Source organism: Streptomyces sp. NBC_01689, from assembly GCF_036250675.1.
In the GTDB taxonomy this organism is placed as follows: Bacteria; Actinomycetota; Actinomycetes; order Streptomycetales; family Streptomycetaceae; genus Streptomyces.
Genome location: NZ_CP109592.1, coordinates 7,886,806 through 7,902,198, shown reverse-complemented (window position 1 = coordinate 7,902,198; position 15,393 = coordinate 7,886,806). Strand labels below are relative to the sequence as shown.

At 71.9% G+C, this 15,393-nt stretch carries 12 protein-coding genes and 1 riboswitch; of the genes, 7 read left to right on the top strand and 5 right to left on the bottom strand.

The window, feature by feature from the left end; all coding sequences use genetic code 11:
• Positions 1-213: 213 nt before the first annotated feature.
• Complete coding sequence (locus tag OG776_RS33845; RefSeq protein WP_148007944.1) at positions 214-765, bottom strand: Clp protease N-terminal domain-containing protein; 552 nt, start codon at positions 763-765, stop codon at positions 214-216.
• 241 nt (positions 766-1,006) lie between these two features.
• Between OG776_RS33845 and OG776_RS33840 the strand changes: the two genes are divergently transcribed.
• The gene (locus OG776_RS33840; RefSeq protein WP_148007943.1) at positions 1,007-1,435 is read left to right on the top strand and encodes a type II toxin-antitoxin system Rv0910 family toxin; all 429 of its coding nucleotides are present in this window, start codon (positions 1,007-1,009) and stop codon (positions 1,433-1,435) included.
• 101 nt (positions 1,436-1,536) lie between these two features.
• Here the strand turns inward: OG776_RS33840 and OG776_RS33835 are convergent, their stop codons facing one another.
• Positions 1,537-2,190: a helix-turn-helix transcriptional regulator gene (locus tag OG776_RS33835; RefSeq protein WP_329323021.1), complete on the bottom strand. Its 654-nt coding sequence runs from the start codon at positions 2,188-2,190 to the stop codon at positions 1,537-1,539.
• 209 nt (positions 2,191-2,399) lie between these two features.
• Between OG776_RS33835 and OG776_RS33830 the strand changes: the two genes are divergently transcribed.
• Positions 2,400-3,215 carry a PhzF family phenazine biosynthesis protein gene (locus OG776_RS33830; protein WP_148007941.1) on the top strand — a complete coding sequence of 272 codons (816 nt, stop codon included), beginning with the start codon at positions 2,400-2,402 and terminating at the stop codon, positions 3,213-3,215.
• A 262-nt stretch (positions 3,216-3,477) separates the two neighbouring features.
• Here the strand turns inward: OG776_RS33830 and OG776_RS33825 are convergent, their stop codons facing one another.
• Positions 3,478-4,278, bottom strand: a complete 801-nt coding sequence (locus tag OG776_RS33825) for a CPBP family intramembrane glutamic endopeptidase (protein WP_148007940.1) — start codon at positions 4,276-4,278, stop codon at positions 3,478-3,480.
• A gap of 195 nt (positions 4,279-4,473) precedes the next feature.
• On the opposite strand from OG776_RS33825, the gene OG776_RS33820 reads away from it, so the two are divergent.
• Positions 4,474-6,243 (top strand): substrate-binding and VWA domain-containing protein, encoded by a 1,770-nt coding sequence (locus tag OG776_RS33820; RefSeq protein WP_329326571.1) that lies wholly within the window; start codon positions 4,474-4,476, stop codon positions 6,241-6,243.
• 235 nt (positions 6,244-6,478) lie between these two features.
• Here the strand turns inward: OG776_RS33820 and OG776_RS33815 are convergent, their stop codons facing one another.
• Complete coding sequence (locus OG776_RS33815; RefSeq protein ID WP_148007938.1) at positions 6,479-7,996, bottom strand: glutamate--cysteine ligase; 1,518 nt, start codon at positions 7,994-7,996, stop codon at positions 6,479-6,481.
• A gap of 539 nt (positions 7,997-8,535) precedes the next feature.
• Between OG776_RS33815 and OG776_RS33810 the strand changes: the two genes are divergently transcribed.
• From OG776_RS33810 to OG776_RS33800, 3 genes are all read left to right on the top strand, one after another.
• Complete coding sequence (locus tag OG776_RS33810; protein ID WP_148007937.1) at positions 8,536-9,120, top strand: hypothetical protein; 585 nt, start codon at positions 8,536-8,538, stop codon at positions 9,118-9,120.
• A gap of 512 nt (positions 9,121-9,632) precedes the next feature.
• Complete coding sequence (locus tag OG776_RS33805; RefSeq protein ID WP_148007936.1) at positions 9,633-9,839, top strand: DUF5999 family protein; 207 nt, start codon at positions 9,633-9,635, stop codon at positions 9,837-9,839.
• 414 nt (positions 9,840-10,253) lie between these two features.
• The gene (locus OG776_RS33800) at positions 10,254-11,537 is read left to right on the top strand and encodes a M23 family metallopeptidase (RefSeq protein ID WP_443077298.1); all 1,284 of its coding nucleotides are present in this window, start codon (positions 10,254-10,256) and stop codon (positions 11,535-11,537) included.
• A 172-nt stretch (positions 11,538-11,709) separates the two neighbouring features.
• On the opposite strand, the gene gcvP is transcribed toward OG776_RS33800, so the two are convergent.
• The gene (gene gcvP / locus OG776_RS33795) at positions 11,710-14,595 is read right to left on the bottom strand and encodes an aminomethyl-transferring glycine dehydrogenase (protein WP_329323019.1); all 2,886 of its coding nucleotides are present in this window, start codon (positions 14,593-14,595) and stop codon (positions 11,710-11,712) included.
• 180 nt (positions 14,596-14,775) lie between these two features.
• Positions 14,776-14,871: riboswitch (glycine riboswitch) on the bottom strand.
• Positions 14,872-14,985: 114 nt separating this feature from the next.
• On the opposite strand from gcvP, the gene OG776_RS33790 reads away from it, so the two are divergent.
• Positions 14,986-15,357 (top strand): PRC-barrel domain-containing protein, encoded by a 372-nt coding sequence (locus tag OG776_RS33790; protein ID WP_187285507.1) that lies wholly within the window; start codon positions 14,986-14,988, stop codon positions 15,355-15,357.
• Positions 15,358-15,393 lie beyond the last annotated feature (36 nt).

Sequence of the window (15,393 nt, the reverse complement as noted above, 5' to 3'; positions counted from 1 at the left end):
AGCGTCACCCCCGATGACACCTGTCTCAGCGACTGGACTCACCCGCCCGCGGCTCCCCGACCGGATTCCGTCTCGGCCCCGGACCCCGTCCCGCCACCGGACCCCGTGCCGCCACCGGACCCTGCCCCGCCCCCGAACGGGTCCCCGAACCCGCCGCTCCGACGCCCGCACGGGAGTTCGCCCACCAGATCGCCTACGACCGCGCCGCCGAGTTCACTCCCGAGTCCACTCCTCGTCCGCGCACGCGCTCCTCGACACGCTCTCGATGCGCGGCGGCAGCACCCGGGCGTCCACGCCCGCGCGCCGGAGCACCTCGACGGCCCGCGTGCGCGGATCGGCGACGATCGCCGCGAGCAGGTCGAGACAGCGCGCCCCCGTCCCACCGCGCGGCCCGGCACGCGCGCACGCGCGCTCCATGGCACCGGCCGCGGCCGGGGACCAGCCCGCCTCGGCGGCCACCGGCACCGCGCCGGAGTCCTCCACGGCACCCTGCCAGCGCAGTCCGTAGCCGATGCTCCGCTGGACGAGGTAGCCGAGCAGCCGGGCGACCTGCGGGCCACCGTCGAAGACGGCACGCACCCGCGGGTCGGACTCCAGCAGCGAGTGCAGCAGATGGGCCGTGTCGATCTGCCGGTCCCCGTCGCGCAGCGCCCGCCTGCGCGCGGCGGAGACCACCGAGGCCAGCTCGTCACTGAGCCCGGCCTCGAGTTCCGTCCGATGGAAGCCGCTCTCGGCGGCCGGCTGCGCGGGGATACGGGATGACACATCCCTCACCCCATCAGTCACCCGGAGCGGGGTCGTCCCCGAGAAGCAGCATTTCCCCGTCCGGCACAGGGTGGGCGGACGTGAGCGGGTTCTCCTCCTCAAGGATGACCTCACCCGGAACCCCGGCCGGACTCCGCACTTTCTGACGGTCCATCAGCCTTGAATCCTCGAGCGCCCGGGGCTACCTTCCGCGACACCGTAGCCGCGCCGGGCGCGGCGCACGACACGAAGGGGTGGTCGCATGGCCGAAGTCAGCGCCGAGGCACGCATCGAGGCGCCCGCCGAGAAGGTGTGGGCACAGCTCACCGACTTCTCCTCGTACGGCCGGTGGAACTCGACCCACACCGGTTTCCCCAAGGGTGCCCCCACCTCACTCGAGATCGGCGGGACCTTCGAGGAGAACATGAAGCTCATGGGGTTCCCGGCCGAGGTCGCCTGGACCGTCGAGGAACTGGAACCCGTCCGCGTCCTGGCCATCCGCGGCAAGGGCCCGATGGCCGTCACCGTCGCCACCCGGTACACCCTCACCCCCGTCGGCGACGCCACTTCGGTGCGCATCGACGGGGAGTTCACCGGCGCCGCCGTCTCGCTGATGGCCGGAAAGCTCAAGGACTCGGCGACGGCCGCCCTCGACGAGTCGCTGCGCAAGCTGGGCGGACTGGTGACCTGAGTCCCGCATCCGCTCCGAGGCCCCCACCCAGCTCCCGTAGGCGGAGAGGCGCCCCGCGAAAACACTTCCACGGGGCGCCGTCAGGTACCACAGCATGCCCGTCAGTCCTCGTCGGCGAGGATCAGGTACAGCTTCTTGCGGGCTTCGTTGATGACCGCCAGCGCCTTGTCGCGCTGGTCCTTGCTGCCGGTCTTCCAGACCTGGCCGAAGGCCTCCATGAGACCGAAGCCGGCCTGCCGGATCTCCTGCAGCGTCTCCCAGTCGACCCCGCGCCCGGCCTCTTCCCAGGGCGCCTCGGGCCCCTCCTCGGCAGCGCCTCGGCCTTCCTCGGTGAGCGAGAACAGCTTCTTGCCACCCTCGGCCGCACTCGTGATGAGGCCCTCGTCCTCCAGCAACTGGAGGGTGGGGTAGACCGAACCCGGGCTCGGCTTCCACGCCCCGCCGCTGCGCTCGGCGATCTCCTGGATCATCTCGTAGCCGTGCATGGGCCGGTCCTTGAGCAGCGCCAGGATCGACGCGCGTACGTCTCCGCGCCGCGCCCTGCCCCTGGGGCCTCCCCGGCCACCGCGCCCGCCGCCCCACGGACCCGGGCCGAAGCCGGGTCCGCCGAAGCCGCCGGGGCCGCCCGGCCCGAAGGGCCCGAAAGCCCCGCGCCGCCCCTCGAAGAGGCCCCTGCCCCGCGGGCCGGGCCCCCCGTGGCCACCATGGCGGCCATGTCCACGTTCGAATCCGAATTCCTGTCCTTCGGAACGCATCGCCCTCACTCCATCCTGCTGCTGATCGATCGATCCCTCTGTTCGTTGATCGGTCGCGATGCGTCAACGATATATCGGAACTGTTCGCCTGACAAGCCTCCGGCGCTCGCTCGCACGGGGACCCGATGGGAGGGCGCGGCCCCGAAGCCGGGCCAGAGGAACGGAATTGGCCTTGTCCCCCGGTTCTCCGGGGCCGCTAGCGTCGGGACATGCGGATTCGAATCGTCGACGCCTTCACCGACCGCCCCTTCACGGGCAACCCGGCCGGGGTCCTGCTCCTCGGCCCGGACGGCTTCCCCGAGGACGAGTGGCTGCAGAACGTGGCCCTGGAGGTCAATCACGCGGAGACCGCGTTCGCGCACCCACTTCCCGAGGGCGGCGACGCCGACTGGGCGCTGCGCTGGTTCACACCCGTGAGCGAGGTCGCGATGTGCGGGCACGCAACCCTGGCCACCGCGCACGTCCTGCGCACGACGGGCACCCACACGGGTCCGGTGCGGTTCGCCACCCGCAGCGGGGTGCTCCACGCCTCGTCCCGGGAGGACGGCACCCTCACCCTGGACTTCCCGACCGCGCCGCTGACCCCGGTCGACGTGCCGGACGGAGTCGCGCGGGCGCTCGGCGCCGATCCGCTCGCGGTCTTCGACACGGGTCCGAACATCGGTGACCTGCTGATCGAGGTCGCCGACGAGAAGACGGTGCGCGGGCTGACCCCGGACCTCGGGGCGCTGGCCCGGTACTCCGGGCGCGGCGTCATCGCGACGGCCCGCTCCGCCGACCCCGGCCGGGGCTACGACTTCGTCTCGCGGTGCTTCTTCCCGAACCTCGGCATCGACGAGGACCCGGTCACCGGCAGCGCGCACACGGCCCTCGCGCCGTTCTGGTCCGAGCGTCTCGGCCGCCCCGACCTGACCGGACTGCAGGCCTCACCGCGCTCCGGGCTCGTACGGACCGCGGTGCGCGGCGACCGCACCCTGCTGACCGGTGGCGCGGTCACGGTCATCGAGGGCGAACTGCTGGTGTGACCCGCGGACGAGGACCCGGGAAAAACCACCCGCGAAGGTCTACCCGCGAACGGCCACCCGCGGACGTCGACCGGTTGACGACGACCCACGAACGACCACCTGCGACGTCGACCGACTGACGACGAGCCACGCCGCGCCCGGACGGAGCCAACGCCGCATGGGGTGGCGCGACACGGCCTGGCAAGGCGGCGCGAGGCAGCCTCGTACGGCGTGGCGCGGCGCAGCCTCGTACGGCAGGGCGCGGCGCAGCCGAACGCGCGGTTCACGCCGTGGGGAGCCACCCCACCTTCCCCGCCAGCAGCGCGTACCCGACGAACGCCCCGATGTCGAGCAGCGAGTGCGCGACCACGAGGGGCCCGACCCGGCCCCACCGCCGGTACAGATAGACGAAGACGACGCCCATCACCATGTTGCCGATGAAGCCGCCGATGCCCTGGTAGAGGTGGTACGAGCCACGCAGGACCGCGCTCGCCACCAGGGCGGTGCCGGGCGTCCAGCCCAACTGGCCCAGGCGGCGCAGCAGATAGCCGACGACGATGACCTCCTCCAGCACGGCGTTCTGCACCGCCGACAGGATCAGCACCGGGAACTTCCACCACACGTCGGGCAACGCCTCGGGCACGACGGTGAGGTTGGCGCCGAACCCGCGCGCCAGCAGATAGAAGGCGATGCCCGTGCTGCCGATCACCGCCGCGACGGCGGCTCCGCGCCCGAGGTCGGGCCAGGGCCGCGTCCGGTCGAACCCGATCACCCGCAGCCCCTGACCCTCCCGCAGCAGAAGGTGCGCGACCAGCGCGACGGGCACCAGGGCCGACGCGATCCCGAACAGCTGCCACGCCAGATCCAGCCAGGGCCGGCCCGGCGCGGCCGAGGCGTTCAGCGTGGCCGCCTGGTCCTTGAGACCGCCCGGTTTGGTGACCGATCCGACAAAGCTGATCAGGGCGGACACTCCGCTCGCCCCGAGCGAGAGCGCCAGGACGAGCAGAGTCTCGTCCCGGAAGATCCTTCTCGTCAGCCGCTCCTCAGGAAAAGAACCGGCCGGCGTCCCCGCCTCCACCTGCACTCCCGCCTCCAGTTGAGTAATCCCGCCTCATCCCCATCTTCGCCCCGCTAGGGTCTCGAAAGAAGTTGCGAAGATCGTGCGCGACAGGCCGTCGGGGGACGGACGCCGTACGGGCGTACCTCCCCGTTCCGCCCTCTCCCGGCTCTCATACGACCGTCTCGCCGCACCGGCTCACCCACGGAGGGCACCACCGTCATGGGACGTCACAGCTTGCCCCACGCGTCCGGGGCGGGCGCGGCCGACCCCCGTCCGCGCCCGCGTCGCCGCACGGTGACGCTCGCGATCGCGCTGGTGCTGACGGTCGCCGCCGGCGGGGCGGCCGCGGCCGGCGGCGGGCTGTTCTCCATCGGTTCGTCGTGCCAGGACAGCGCCGTGCACATCACGGTCGCCGCGTCGCCCGACCTGGCACCCGCGCTGAAGGCGATCGCCGGCCAGGCCCACGAGCGCGGCGTCACGTCCGACGGACGCTGCATCGACGTCGCCGTGACCGCCCGCGAGTCGTACGAGGTCGCCGCCGCGCTGGGTTCGGGCAGGGGGGCCGGCATCCAGGCGTGGGTACCGGACTCCGACCTGTGGGTGGACGGGGTCACCGCCCGGAGCGGGGCGATCCAGATCACCAAGGCGGGCAACGTGGCCTCCTCACCGGTCGGTGTGGCGATGGTCCCGTCCGCCGCCGAGTCGCTCGGGTGGCCCGCCAAGACGTACACCTGGGCCGAGCTGGCCGACGCCTCGACGCGGGGCGACCGGCTCAGGCTGGGTGCGGCGGACCCGGCGCACAGCGCGACCGGTCTGCTCGCGCTGACCCGGATCGGCGGCGCCCCGGACCCGGCCAAGGGCGACGGCATCCGCACCGCGGCCCTCGCCAAGTCGCTCTCCCCGCGCACGTCCGGCAGCGACGGACAGGTGCTGGACACCCTCCCCCGCGACTCCTCCGCGGCCGAACAGAGCGACCCGACGCACAACCAGGCGCTGTTCCTCTCCGAACAGGCGGCGTTCGCCCACAACACCTCGTCCGACCGCGGGCTCGGACTCGACGTGTTCTATCCCGAGGACGGCTCACCACGGCTCGACTACCCCTTCGCCCTCGTGGACCGGCCGCGGCTGACCACCGACGAGAGCCGGGCCGCGCTGCGCTTCCTGACGTTCGCGGGCGAGCCGGCGGGGCAGCGGGTCCTCCAGCGGTCCGGGTTCCGCACGGCCGACGACGGGGTGTCAGGCGCGCTGGTGGCGAAGGCCGGCGGCCGCGCCCCGCAGCCCTTCGACCGCGCCGCCGGTGAACCCCTCCCGGAGAAGGCGGTCGAGGAGACGCTCGGCACGTGGACGATCACCGTGCAGAGCGCCCGGATCACCGCGGTCGTCGACGCGTCCGCCTCCATGTCGCAGCCGGTGCCGGGCACCGGCCGGACCCGTATGGACGTCACCAAGGCGGCCCTCCTCCAGGCGCTCGCCACCTTCACCACGGAGGACGAGATCGGGCTGTGGAAGTTCTCCACGCGTCTCGACGGCGACCGCGACTACCGGGTGCTCGTGCCGACGCGACGGCTCGGCGACCAGGAGGGCGGCAACGCCCAGCGGGCGCGGCTGGCGGCGGCCTTCAACGCCCTGAATCCCGTGCCGAACGGCGCGACCGGTCTGTACGACACGACCCTCGCCGCGTACAAGCAGGCCACCTCCGGCTATGCGAAGGGCAGGTTCAACGCGGTGGTCCTGCTGACCGACGGCGTCAACGAGGACCCGGGGAGCATCTCGCGCGCCGACCTCGTCTCCCGCCTGCGGCAGCTCGCCGACCCGGAGCGCCCGGTGCCGCTGATCGCCATCGCGGTGGGTCCGGACGCGGACCGGGCGGAGGTCGAGGACATCGCCAAGGCGACCGGTGGCTCGGGCCAGGAGGTCACCGACCCCGCACAGATCCACTCGGTGATCCTCAAGGCCATCGTCCGCGCGGCGGCGCTCAGCCACGGCTGATCGGTACCCGCACAGGTGTCACGGCCCGCTCAGTGCGGGTCCCACGCCCTCCTGACCCCCGCCACTCCCGGCGCGCCGCGCGCGTTCGTCCCCGCACCGGAATCGGGCGGCCTCCGCCCCGGACCGGCCCCGGCGGCATCTGCCCGCGCCACCGGGGCCGAGGCGTCCTCACCACGGCCGGGAGGCCCCTCGGCCCGGCCCGGCGGCGTCCTCGCCCCGGCCCGGACCGTGTGGCTCACCCGAGGCGCACCGGCTCCGGCAGCCCCACCGGCCAGGTGTGCACCGGCTCCCCGAGATGCATCAACTCGCCGTAGCGCCGGGTGGTCGCGGCCAGCGCCGCGTCCCGGGTCATGCCCTTCTCCAGCGCCTGGTGGAAGGTCGCCGCCTGCCAGGTCGCCCCGTTGACGCGCAGCCGGCACCGGTCCTCGATCACCCCGAGGTAGAAGTCGCGGTCGACGGGCTCCACCCCCCACGCGTCCAGGCCCACCGCGGCGAGCGGCAGCAACTCGTCGCGGATCAGGCCGACCGCGTCGACCTCCGCGGTGCCGCCGTACCGGCCACGCCGCGGCCACTCCAGCCGCGCGTCGATGCCGTGCCGGCACGCGGCGTCGAAGTTCGCGGCGGCGGACGCGAACGGCAGCCTCGTCCACACCGGCCGCGCCTCCTCCGCGAGGGCGCGGACGAGACCGTAGTAGAAGGCGGCGTTGGCGACGACATCGGTGACGCTCGGGCCCGCGGGCAGCACACGGTTCTCGACACGCAGATGCGGGACGCCGTCGGCGATGCCGTACACGGGCCGGTTCCACCGGTACACCGTGCCGTTGTGCAGGACGAGTTCGGCGAGCTTGGGAACGCCTCCCGCGTCGAGGACCTCAAGCGGGTCCTCCTCGTCGCAGATCGGCAGCAGAGGCGGGAAGAAGCGCAGGTTCTCCTCGAAGAGGTCGTAGGCCGAGGAGATCCACCGCTCGCCGAACCACGTGCGCGGCCGCACCCCCTGGGCCTGCAGTTCGGGCGGACGGGTGTCGGTGGACTGCTGGAACAGCGGCGGCCTCGACTCGCGCCACAGCTCACGTCCGAACAGGAAGGGCGAGTTGGCACCGACCACGACCTGCGCGGCGGCCACCGCCTGCGCGGCGTTCCACACGTCCGCGAAGCGCGCCGGGGTGACCTGGAGGTGCAACTGCACCGATGTGCAGGCGGCTTCCGGCGCGATGGACCTCGACGTGCACACCAGGTGCTCCACGCCCTCGATGTCGAGCGCGAAGTCCTCACCGCGGGCGGCCACGATCTGGTCGTTGAGCAGGGTGTAGCGGTCACCGTCCGACAGGTTCGACGAGACCAGGTCGTCCCGGTCGATCGTCGGCAGAATCCCGATCATCACGATTCCGGCATCGACCTCGGCGGCCTTTCGGTGCGCATATGCCAGTGAAGTGCCCAGCTCCTCGGCGAGTTGGTCGAATACCCGGCCGCCCAACCGGTGTGGAGCTATGTTGACTTCCAGGTTGAACATGGCAAGTTCCGTTTGGAAGTCGTGACTCGCAATCCTTTCGAGTACTTGCGCATTCATCATTCTGGGCATGCCGTCGGGTCCGGCGAGATTCAGCTCGATCTCCAGTCCCATGAGATTCTTCGGGCGATCGAACCGCTTCTCCTCCAGCAGTCGCGCCAGCCCCGCCAGACACTCCCGGAGCTTGCCGCGGTAGCGCTGGCGATCGGACAGGTCGAACGACCCTGCCACGACCTTCTCTCCCATCGGAGTGTCCCTCCTCGAAGGGCGGGCCGATCCTCGGGCCCCCGCCGTCCCGGTGGATGATGCCCAGGCGAGCCGATCGATAACGCCCTCGGGGGGCGCCGTCGGCCGCTACGCTGTCAGCAGCTGTCCAGCGGCACATTCACCAGGCATGGACCACTGCCTCTTTTCAGCCTGACACGATCTCGTGAAAAACGCCGACGAGAATCGGCCGACCGCTCACGCGAAGTATTCCGAGGTCATCGTCGCACACCGCCGCAGAACCGGGATGAACCTCCCCTTTCGCCGACCGAATACCGCCTTGCCCTTCATATTCGGAGCGACTAGACGAAACACCGTCTGAACACCCGTCGTATAAACTCCGCAAACGAGGCAGAGAGTCGGCGCTCGCGGTCCCAGGTCCTGCCGTCGAGGTGACACGCGGCAGGCGACACCCCCGTCGGCAGATCCAGACCCTCGCCCCTCCGACCCCGAGAGCTGACAGCGCCGTCCGCCCCCGCCCCCTCGCGCCACTGTGCCTGTCGAATGAGAGGCGACCCACCATGCCGCTGCACGTACCACCGGCTCCCCCGCCGGCCCTGCGCACCGTTCTCACGGCACTCGGTTCCCCCACCGCGGTCCGCGAGGCACGCACCCCGTCCCTGCGGATGGCCGAGGGACCGGTCACCCCGGAGCTCCCCCTGCCCGTACACGTCCTGGACCGGAGCGATCCGGCGGGCGCGTCCGCCACGCGACTCGTCGCCTGGCGCTTCCTGATCCGCAGCGGCGAGCGGTCGGTGGCCGCCGCCGACACCATGCTCACCCCGGACGGCTGGGCCTTCTCACACTTCTTCGAAGGCCCCTACATCACCGCCACCGAGCGCGCCCTGCGGCAGGCCGAGAACATGAAGCAGTCGTTCCAGGCACGTCTCCTCTCCGTGCCGGAGCTGTACATGCTCACCCTGTGGCTGCACGGAGACTGCGCGGCCGACGGCGCCACCGGCCATCCGGCCCCGTCCGACCTCCTGGTGCCCCTGGCGCCCGCGCCGCCCGGCATCGCCTCCCACCGGCCACACCGCGTCGCCGAGTTCCTGCCGCTCCTCACCCATCGCCTGACCGCCGCGCCACTGCTGAGTTCCCCCGCGTAGCCACCCGGGTCCGTCCACGTGCCCCGCCGCCGTTCCGCCGGCCGCGGGGCACGTCCTCGCGCCCCGCGGCGAGGCCGCCGGGACACTCCCGAACCGACCCGGGACCGGCCTCCGCACGGTTCCGGACCGACCCCCGGCCGACTCCCGACCGACCCCCGGCCGACTCCCGACCGACTCCCGACCGCCGCCTCCCGACCGGCTCCGAACCGGCCCGCTCGTTCGGGCCCCTTCCCGCTCGTACGAGGCAGAACACCGCTCTGACCGTGCCGGACTAGCCCCATCCGACCACCGCGAACCCCCCGAAGGGACCGTGCGGTCGCGATGAACCGTCCGCGCGAGTGACGCGTCTCCAACCTGTGAGGAGCGCTGCTGCCAAATCCCTGCGGATTGACGCCCGTAGGGCAACACTGGGTTCCAAACACACACCACGGGGGGCGGCCATGAGCAGTTCGAGCCGCGCAACAGACACGACGACCAGCACACACCTCTCATCCCAGCGAAAGATCCCATCCATGTGCCAGCACCAGCCACCCTGTCCGTCAGCCGAATCAGCCGACCGGGAGTCCGCGCGTCTCGTGGCGCACCACCCGGAGCAGGGATGGAGCCTGCTGTGCAACGGCGTTCTGCTCTTCGAGGACACCGGTGAGCTCCTGCCTGACGGCCAGATCATCGCGCCGCACCGCCCCCTGGGCAGCGAGCACGTGATGACGGCGGCCTGAGCCGCACACACGACGGGCGACAGCCCGGACAGAACGAGGGGCCGGCCGGAGACGCACTCTCCGCACCGGCCCCGACGCATGTCCGGACGTGATCACTCCGGGTGACCCGACGAGGACCGTCCGCCCCCGCCGACCCCGTTCACTCCCCCGCCCCCGCCCAGCACTCCGCTCCGGCTCCGGCTCCGGCACCCCCGACCCCACGCACCGAGCGGCGACACAGCCTGCCTTCCTGCCTCCCAGGGTCTGCCCGATCGGACATTCCCGTCTGCCCCTCCACCTCCTGAAGTCCCGGGGCCGAAGCGCTAGCGTCCCTTCGTGAGCCTCCGGGCGTCCGGGAATCCGTCGCCGAACCCGGCCGCCGCGCGGACTTCCGGTTCACGTCTACGGACCTCCCCCGAAGCGAGCAAGGCAGTCATGGGACTCCTGCACTCCCCCGATCGCGGGCAGCACCGCCCGGCGCCCGATGACCGCGAGCCCCCAAAGGCACCGGGGAGTCACGAGGGACCGGCGAACGACCCGCCACCGGACGGGACACGGAAGCCCGGACCGCCCGCCGACGCCGAGCCGACGGACAGAGCACCGTCGGACGGAACGCCGACGAACAGAGCGCCGACGGACAGTGCGCCGTCGGACGACCGGCCCGAGCCCACCCGCCGCCGTCGCCGCCCCGGTCCGTTCACCCTGCTGGCGCTGCCCGGGCTGACCGTCGTCCTGGGTTTCGCGGGGTTCATGGCAGCGACGGGCCGCCTCTCCTCGGCCTGGCCGGAGGAGTCGGACCCGCACACGACGGCCGCGGGCGCCCCCTCGACGGACCGGGTCGACGCGTCCTACGTCCCGTGGCTACGGGAGGCGGCCAGGACCTGCACCCTCCTGAAACCGTCCGTCCTCGCCGCCCAGATCGACCGGACGTCCGGCTGGAACACCGACCCCGCCACGCTCTCCGGCTCCGTGGGGATCGCCGGATTCACCGAGAGCCAGTGGCGGACCTGGGGCAAGGACGCCGACGGCAACGGGAGGTCGTCACCCCGCGACCCGGTGGACGCCATCATGGCGCTCGCCCGGCAGGACTGCGCCCTCGCCGAGGACGTCACCCGGCTCAGAACCAGGGGAACCGTGTCGGGGGAGCTTCTCGACCTCACCCTGGCCGCGTACACGGTCGGTGCGGACTCCGTGACGCGTGCGGGCCGCGTGCCGGCCGCGGCACGGACGTATCTCGCGGAGGTCGGGAAACTGTCCGCGCGATACCGGGCCTTCGACCGCGAGAAGAAGGCGGACCCCGGCGGCGGAGCGAGCGGGATCCTGGCCCCACCGGTGACCACCCTGGTGGTCAGCTCCCCCTTCGGGACCCGCGAACACCCCCTCACGGGCGTCACCAAGCTGCACACCGGCGTGGACTTCGCCGCCTCGCGCGCGGCTCCGGTGTCCGCCGCTCGCCAGGGGCGGGTGGTGTTCGCCGGCATGACCAAGGCGTACGGGAACCGCGTCGTGATCGATCACGGCACGCTCGGCGGGAGACGGCTGGAGACCACCTACAGCCACATGTCGTCCCTGCTGGTCACGGCGGGCCAGAGCGTGCAGACCGGGGCCGCGGTCGGGTTCGTCGGCTCGACGGGCCTGTCGACCGGCCCCCACCTGCACTTCGAGGTGCTCGTCGACGGCACGTACACGGACCCGATGCCCTGGCTGGCCGCCCACTGACGGTGTCCGCGAAGCCCGCCGGCCGTGTACCACGCGGGGGCCCGCCCCGGCTCGTTCGCCGGGGCGGGCCCCCGCCGGTCCCGCACGTACCGCGGCCGCACACCGAGCCCGCCCGGGCCGGCCGCAAAGGCGCCGTCGACCCGAGCCGGCCCGTTCCGGAAGAAAGGACCTACTAGTCCTCGTAGGCGTCCAGCGGCGGGCAGGAGCAGACCAGGTTCCGGTCGCCGTAGGCCTGGTCGATCCGGCGCACCGGCGGCCAGTACTTGTCCGCGGCCGCGACTCCGGCCGGGAAGACGGCCTCCTCGCGCGTGTACGCGTGCTGCCACTCGCCACCGAGGGCGGCGGCGGTGTGCGGCGCGTTGCGCAGCGGATTGTCGTCCACCGTCCAGTCGCCCGACCCGACCTTCTCGATCTCCGCGCGGATGGCGATCATCGCGTCGCAGAAACGGTCGAGCTCGATCAGGTCCTCGGACTCGGTCGGCTCGATCATCAGCGTGCCCGCGACCGGGAAGGACATGGTCGGCGCGTGGAAGCCGTAGTCGATGAGCCGCTTGGCGACGTCGTCGACACTCACGCCGGTCGCCTTCGTCAGCGGACGCAGGTCGATGATGCACTCGTGGGCGACGAGCCCGCCGGGGCCGGTGTACAGCACCGGGAAGTGCGGCTCCAGACGCTTCGCGATGTAGTTCGCCGACAGTACGGCGACCTGCGTGGCCCGCTTGAGGCCCTCGCCGCCCATGAGCCGGACGTACGCCCACGAGATGGGCAGGATGCCCGCGGAACCCCAGGGCGCGGCCGAGATCGGGCCGACACCGGTCTCGGGACCCGCAGCGGGCTGCAGGGGGTGGTTCGGCAGGTACGGCGCCAGGTGCGCGCGCACGCCGACCGGGCCGACGCCCGGACCGCCGCCGCCGTGCGGGATGCAGAACGTCTTGTGCAGGTTGAGGTGCGAGACGTCGCCGCCGAAGTGGCCCGGCTTGGCGAGGCCCACCAGCGCGTTGAGGTTGGCGCCGTCGACGTACACCTGGCCGCCGGCCTCGTGCACCTGGGCACAGATGTCGGCGACGTGCTCCTCGAACACACCGTGCGTCGAGGGGTACGTGATCATCAGCACGGCCAGCTCGTCGCGGTGCTGCTCGATCTTGGCCCGCAGGTCCGTGATGTCGACCTCGCCGTCCTCGGCGGTCTTCACGACGACGACCTTCATGCCGGCCATCACGGCGCTCGCGGCGTTCGTGCCGTGCGCCGAGGACGGGATCAGGCAGACCGTGCGCTGCTCGTCGCCGTTGGCCCGGTGGTAGCCGCGGACGGCCAGCAGACCGGCCAGCTCGCCCTGCGAACCGGCGTTGGGCTGCAGCGACACCTTGTCGTACCCCGTGACCTCGGCGAGCCGCTCCTCCAGCTCCTCGATGAGCGTGAGGTAGCCGCCCGCCTGCTCGGCGGGGACGAACGGGTGCAGCTGACCGAACTCGGGCCAGGTGACCGGCTCCATCTCGGTGGTCGCGTTGAGCTTCATGGTGCAGGAGCCCAGCGGGATCATGCCCCGGTCCAGCGCGTAGTCGCGGTCCGAGAGGCGGCGCAGGTAGCGCAGCATCGCCGTCTCGGAGCGGTACTGGTGGAAGACCGGGTGGGTGAGGTAGTCGTCGCCGCGCAGCAGTGCCGCGGGGAGCGTGTCCCCGGTGCTCGCGTCCAGCGCCTCGATGTCGCCCTCGACGCCGAACGCGGCCCACACCGCGGCCAGTTGCCGCCGCGCGGTGGTCTCGTCACAGGCGATCGACACCTGGTCGGCGTCGACCAGGTGGAGGTTGACGCCCCGCTCACGGGCGCCCGCCACGATGTCGGCGGCCCGCCCCGGCACTCGGACGGTCAGCGTGTCGAAGTACGAGCCGTGCACGACCTCGACGCCGCCGGCCGTCAGCCCCTCGGCGAGGAGGGTGGCATAGCGGTGGGTGCGCCGAGCGATCGTCCGGAGCCCGTCCGGCCCGTGGTAGACGGCGTACATGCCGGCCATCACGGCGAGCAGCACCTGCGCGGTGCAGATGTTGCTGGTCGCCTTCTCACGGCGGATGTGCTGCTCGCGCGTCTGCAGGGCGAGCCGGTACGCCTTGTGTCCGTCCGCGTCGACGGAGACACCCACCAGCCGGCCGGGCAGGCTGCGCGCGAACTTCTCGCGCACCGCCATGTATCCGGCGTGCGGGCCGCCGAAGCCCATCGGGACGCCGAACCGCTGGGTCGTGCCGACCGCGATGTCGGCGCCGAGCTCCCCGGGCGAGGTGAGCAGGGTCAGCGCGAGCAGGTCGGCGGCGACGGTGACGACCGCGCCGAGCTCGTGCGCCTGCTCGATGACGGGCTTGAGGTCGCGTACGGCACCGGAGGCGCCGGGGTACTGGACGAGCACGCCGTTGATCTCGCGCTCGGCGATCGCGGCCGGGATGCCCTCGCTCAGGTCGGCGACGACGACCTCGACACCGGTGGGCTCGGCGCGGGTCTCGATGACGGCGACGGTCTGCGGAAGGGCGTCCGCGTCGATCAGGAAGAGGCCCTTCTTGTTCTTGCCCATGCGCCGGGACAGCGCCATCGCCTCGGCGGCCGCGGTGCCCTCGTCCAGCAGCGAGGCGCCGGAGGTGGGCAGCCCGGTCAGTTCGGCGACCACGGTCTGGAAGTTCAGCAGCGCCTCCAGGCGGCCCTGCGAGATCTCCGGCTGGTAGGGCGTGTACGCCGTGTACCAGGCCGGGTTCTCCATGACGTTGCGCAGGATCACCGGCGGCGTGAAGGTGCCGTAGTAACCGAGGCCGATCATCGAGTCGAGGACCTGGTTGCGGTCGGCGAGGGAGCGGAGTTCGGCCAGGACCTCGGCCTCGGTGCGCGCGCCCGGCAGCTGGAGCGCCTCGGCGTTCTTGATCACGTCCGGCACGGCGGCGGCCGTCAGTTCGTCCAGCGAGCCGTACCCGACCTGCGCGAGCATCTTGGCCCGCGCTTCCGGGGCGGGCCCGATGTGGCGCTGCTCGAACGGGATTCCCGCTTCGAGCTCGGAGAGCGGAATGCGATGGGCGGTCATTGCGGAGGCCTCCTGGTCACACACGACCTTCGAGGGGCACCACGGCGTGGGTGCCCCGACGGCCTCCCCCTCTGTCATCTCGACCTGAGAGCTTCACCGGCCCGCACGCTCGCTGCGACCCGGCTTTCACCGTCGGTGAGAGCGGAAGCCTTCGGCCCCCGCCCTGCTTTCCAGAGTGACCTCGTCCGTGCGGTACGTGGGCCTGAGAGATTCCGGGGAGGATTTGCTCCTTCGGCGCCTCCGATGGTGTCTGGAGGACTCTCCCGCACGGGGTCAGCAGCCGTTTGCCAGGGTACCAGCGAGAAGAACGCACGGGCTTTCGAGTGGCCACCGTCACGAATGTGCTCTTTCGTAGTGCCTACGGATGAGTTGCAATCGACTGGAGGGCACGTGCAGACCGACATCGATCCGCGCAACCTGATCGGCCGCAAGGCGCTCGACCGCAACGGCGCCAAGATCGGCACGGTCGACGAGGTCTATCTGGACGACGCGACCGGCATACCGGAGTGGGCCGCCATACGAACGGGCCTGTTCAGCAGGGACGCCTTCGTACCCCTGGAGCCCAGTGAGCTCGTCGAGGGCAGTCTGCGCGTCCCCTTCGAACGGGCCCTGATCAAGGACGCCCCCGACTTCGGCGTGGGCCGTCACCTCTCTCCGGAGCAGGAGCTCCAGCTCTACCACCACTACGGCCTCGACGTGACGCCCCCGGCCGTCCCTCCGGACCACGACTTCGGCCGCCTGGCGGGAACCGACGAGACCTGAGACACCCGCCCGGGGGAACGGGAGACGGCGCCGGTA

What these genes read in the sequence shown, in the direction of transcription:
- gcvP (WP_329323019.1), bottom strand. Translation starts at nt 14,595, where the DNA reads ATGACCGCCCATCGCATTCCGCTCTCCGAGCTCGAAGCGGGAATCCCG.
- OG776_RS33800 (WP_443077298.1), top strand. Translation starts at nt 10,254, where the DNA reads ATGGGACTCCTGCACTCCCCCGATCGCGGGCAGCACCGCCCGGCGCCC.
- OG776_RS33815 (WP_148007938.1), bottom strand. Translation starts at nt 7,996, where the DNA reads ATGGGAGAGAAGGTCGTGGCAGGGTCGTTCGACCTGTCCGATCGCCAG.
- OG776_RS33830 (WP_148007941.1), top strand. Translation starts at nt 2,400, where the DNA reads ATGCGGATTCGAATCGTCGACGCCTTCACCGACCGCCCCTTCACGGGC.
- OG776_RS33820 (WP_329326571.1), top strand. Translation starts at nt 4,474, where the DNA reads ATGGGACGTCACAGCTTGCCCCACGCGTCCGGGGCGGGCGCGGCCGAC.
- OG776_RS33805 (WP_148007936.1), top strand. Translation starts at nt 9,633, where the DNA reads ATGTGCCAGCACCAGCCACCCTGTCCGTCAGCCGAATCAGCCGACCGG.
- OG776_RS33835 (WP_329323021.1), bottom strand. Translation starts at nt 2,190, where the DNA reads ATGCGTTCCGAAGGACAGGAATTCGGATTCGAACGTGGACATGGCCGC.
- OG776_RS33840 (WP_148007943.1), top strand. Translation starts at nt 1,007, where the DNA reads ATGGCCGAAGTCAGCGCCGAGGCACGCATCGAGGCGCCCGCCGAGAAG.
- OG776_RS33810 (WP_148007937.1), top strand. Translation starts at nt 8,536, where the DNA reads ATGCCGCTGCACGTACCACCGGCTCCCCCGCCGGCCCTGCGCACCGTT.